Here is a 3,413-nt window from a genome sequence, read left to right on the forward strand (position 1 = left end):
GGGTGAGATGAAGACCGAGACCAAGACCGAGACCAAGGCCGGCAAGAAGGGCACGAAGACCAAGACCGAGAAGAAGACCACCACCGAGACGAAGACCGAGGGCTGAGCCCTCCCTTCACTCGCGTTCCGCCCGCCTCCAAGGGACGGGCAGGATGTGGTGCCCGGCAGGGGCGCTCTCTTCACGAGGGCGCCCCTGTTGTCGTTTCACGCGCGGCGCTCGCAGGCCTCCACGACGCGGCCTTGGAGTGAATAAACAATCCACTGTCCCCATCCAGAGGCGCGGTGACAACGACCGGCGCACTCCAGCGCCACCACCGTCACGAACCCGAGCCCACCGTCATGAAGACCTTCCTCGTCGCCGCCCTGTTCTCCGCCACCGCCGCCATCGCCGCCCCGACCCCCACCAAGGCGCCCGCCACGCAGACGAAGACCGAGGTCAATGCCTCCGAGTCCACCGACGTGCAGGCCGATCCCCACGCGCCGTCGAAGACCGAGAGCAAGACGGAGGTGAAGACCGAGACCAAGCCCTCCGGGCGCACGCAGACCATCATGCAGGGCACCACCAAGAAGCCCGTGGACAACAAGGCCGCCACCGAGAAGGCCGCGCAGTAGTCCCGCCGCCTCCTCCAAGGAGGCACCGCACGCCGTGCCCGGCAGGGGCGCTCTCCTTGAGGAGGGCGCCCCTGTTCGCGTTCCGGAAGTCCAGACCCGCCCCCTCCCTTCTTCTTGGTTTTTCAGTAAAGCCACCATTTGACAGGGACAAAGGAATCACGCATAACAGGACATGTGTGGATGACGTTGCATCCACGACAGGAAGGGGCGCCCCCCTCCCCCCCTTCAAGCGAGACGGTCATGGTGGAAGCGTTCACGAAGGTGTCCGAAGCGTCGCGGTTGCTCCTGGACAAGGGCCTGTGCCCGGCCACGGGTTCGGATGCGCTGGGCATGGTGGCCCGCCCGATGAAGGTGGATCGCGCGTGCATCTTCGAGAACCGGACCACGAACCTGGCGGGCCGCTTCCTCACGGACCTGCGCCACGCGTGGGCGGAGCCGGGTGTGGTGTCCCCGCTGGCGCACCCGCTGCTGCGCTCGCTGCCCCTGCGCGACTACGCCATGGCGTGGATGGACATGATGGAGGCGGGGATGCCGGTCTCCTGCACCTCGCGGGAAGCGCCCCCGATGATGCGCGAGCTGCTGGAGCGCCAGGGCGTGCAGTCCGTCCTGCTGTGCCCCATCGTCCCGGCCAAGCAGTGGTGGGGGTTCGTGGCGTTCGAGGACTGCCGCCAGGCGCGCATCTGGCGCCCGGAAGAGGTGTCGCTGCTCAAGTCGCTGGCGCGGGCCATTGGCGCGTCGGTGCGGCACGCGAACATGCGCTCCTCGCTGTCGCAGGTGCGCTCCAACCTCACCAGCGTGCTGCGCCCCGTCGCCGGGGACACCTGAGCCCACCTCCCTGAAGCCCTCCTTGGGGCTTCAACGGGCAGGAGCACCCCCCGGGTCATGGCCGCCCGCCCACCCGGCGAGCGGGAGGGGGCCGGAAGGGCCGCCGGGGAGCGGTAACGCGGCGCCCCGTTTCTGGTACCCTCGCCGGCCTGCGCCCCGCCCATGTCCTCGTTTGAAGCCACCGCCATCAGTCGTTCCCGGCCTCCTGACCTCGTCAGCGGCTACCGCCTGGAGAAGCTCGTCGGTGCCGGCGGCATGGGAGAGGTCCACAAGGCCACCCAGCTGTCGCTCGGCCGCACAGTCGCGGTGAAGCTGCTGAACCCGGAGCTGGCCAAGGACCCGTCGTTCATCGCGCGATTCCAGAAGGAAGCCGCGGCGCTGGCGACCCTGAGCCACCCCCATGTCGTCGCCATCGTCGACAAGGGGAAGACGGACACCACCTACTACCTGGTGATGGAGTTCGTGGACGGGCCGTCCCTGCGCGAGCTCATGCGCAACCCGTCCATGGAGACGCCGGTGCTCCTGCGCCGGATGCTCGAAATCTGCCGGGCCATCGAGTACGCGCACGGCCGGGGCGTCATCCACCGCGACCTGAAGCCGGAGAACATCCTGCTGGATCAGCAGGCCGGCGGCATCGCGAAGGTGTCCGACTTCGGGCTCGCGTCCTTCCTGGATGACGCGACGGCGGCCTCGCGCTTCGCGCTCACGTCCACGCACGTGTCCATGGGCACCATCTCGTACATGGCGCCCGAGCAGCGCGTGGACGCGAAGAGCGCGGACGCGCGGGCGGACATCTTCTCCCTGGGCGTCATCCTCTACGAGACGTTCACCGGCGAGGTGCCGCTGGGCACCTTTGATCCGCCGTCGCGCAAGCGCTCGGGCCTGGACCCCCGCGTGGACGCCATCGTGATGCGGTGCCTCAAGCCGGATCCCGACGACCGCTATCCCTCCGTCACCGCGCTCATCGCGGACCTGGAGCCCCTGGTCCCCGGCAGCCTGCTGTCCATGCCGCCCCTGCGGCTGACGCGCTGGCAGCGGGCGAAGGCGTCCATGCGCCGCGCCGCGCGCGTGACGGCGCAGACGGCCGCGGGCGTGATGGTGCTGGCCGCCGTGGGCGTGCTGGGCGTGGCGTGGAACCGCAGCGGGCAGGTGCACGTCCAGCCGCCGCTGCCGGGCAAGGCCATCATGGAGGAGCGGCGCGGTATCGCGGCGCTCGAAGGTACCGGCCGGGTGGAACCCGTCACTTCGGACAAGCGCCGCGTGACCATGGGGGAAGGGCCGGACAAGCCCAAGGTGGTGAAGGCGGGCCGGAAGCTGACCTTCGAAGACAAGGCCATCGTCTTTCCGCCCCTGGAAGACGACCCGTCGCACGTGGGCCGCGCCCGCGTGGACGTGGTGGGGCTGGTGGGCGGCGTCGCCCGGCTGAACGCGCACGTTCGCGCCGAAGCGCCGCCGGCCACGTGGAAGCGCCGCCTGAAGGAAGTGATGAACGGCCCTCCGCCGGAGCCGGTGGCCGCGCTGGGGCTGATGGGACGGGAAGGCCGCTACGTGATGCTCGTGCACCACGGCGCGGGCCTGCCGCTGTCCCTGGAGTGGTCGCTGGGGGAGCGCGGCGGCGCCATGCTGGGCCTCGAGTCCCCGGAGAACGAGGTGCGGCTGGAGCTGTTCGTCACCGAGGACGGCATGCTGCAGGCCTTCGTCGGCCAGGGGAAGGATCAGCGCCCCATCGCGGAGGCGCTGAACCTGGGCCCTGACTGGCAGGCCCACTTCGGCGAGCCCCCCGCGCCTGTCGTCGGCTGCATCGAGGGCACCTGCAGCATCGACGGGCTCACCTACACGGTGGACCGGCCCGCGCCCGTGTCGGAAGGCCCCACCACGCCCGTGGTCGCCGTCCCCCAGCCGGTGCGCACGGTGGCCGTCAACACGGTGCCCGCGAAGGCGGTGGTGCCCAAGAAGCCCGCCCCGCAGCCCCCGCC

At 70.2% G+C, this 3,413-nt stretch carries 3 protein-coding genes; all 3 read left to right on the forward strand.

The features are described 5' to 3' along the window. Positions 1-282: 282 nt before the first annotated feature. Complete coding sequence (locus D7W81_RS40485) at positions 283-612, forward strand: hypothetical protein (protein ID WP_147445813.1); 330 nt, start codon at positions 283-285, stop codon at positions 610-612. 240 nt (positions 613-852) lie between these two features. Next, positions 853-1,437 carry a GAF domain-containing protein gene (locus D7W81_RS40490; RefSeq protein WP_120560652.1) on the forward strand — a complete coding sequence of 195 codons (585 nt, stop codon included), beginning with the start codon at positions 853-855 and terminating at the stop codon, positions 1,435-1,437. A 162-nt stretch (positions 1,438-1,599) separates the two neighbouring features. Continuing rightward, the coding region (locus D7W81_RS40495; RefSeq protein ID WP_147445814.1) for a serine/threonine-protein kinase at positions 1,600-3,413 on the forward strand (1,814 nt) is incomplete at its 3' end.

Source organism: Corallococcus aberystwythensis, from assembly GCF_003612165.1.
Classification (GTDB): domain Bacteria; phylum Myxococcota; class Myxococcia; order Myxococcales; family Myxococcaceae; genus Corallococcus; species Corallococcus aberystwythensis.

Bases quoted from the DNA above. Each gene is read 5' to 3' on its own strand.
- D7W81_RS40490 (WP_120560652.1), top strand. From the start codon at position 853: ATGGTGGAAGCGTTCACGAAGGTGTCCGAAGCGTCGCGGTTGCTCCTG.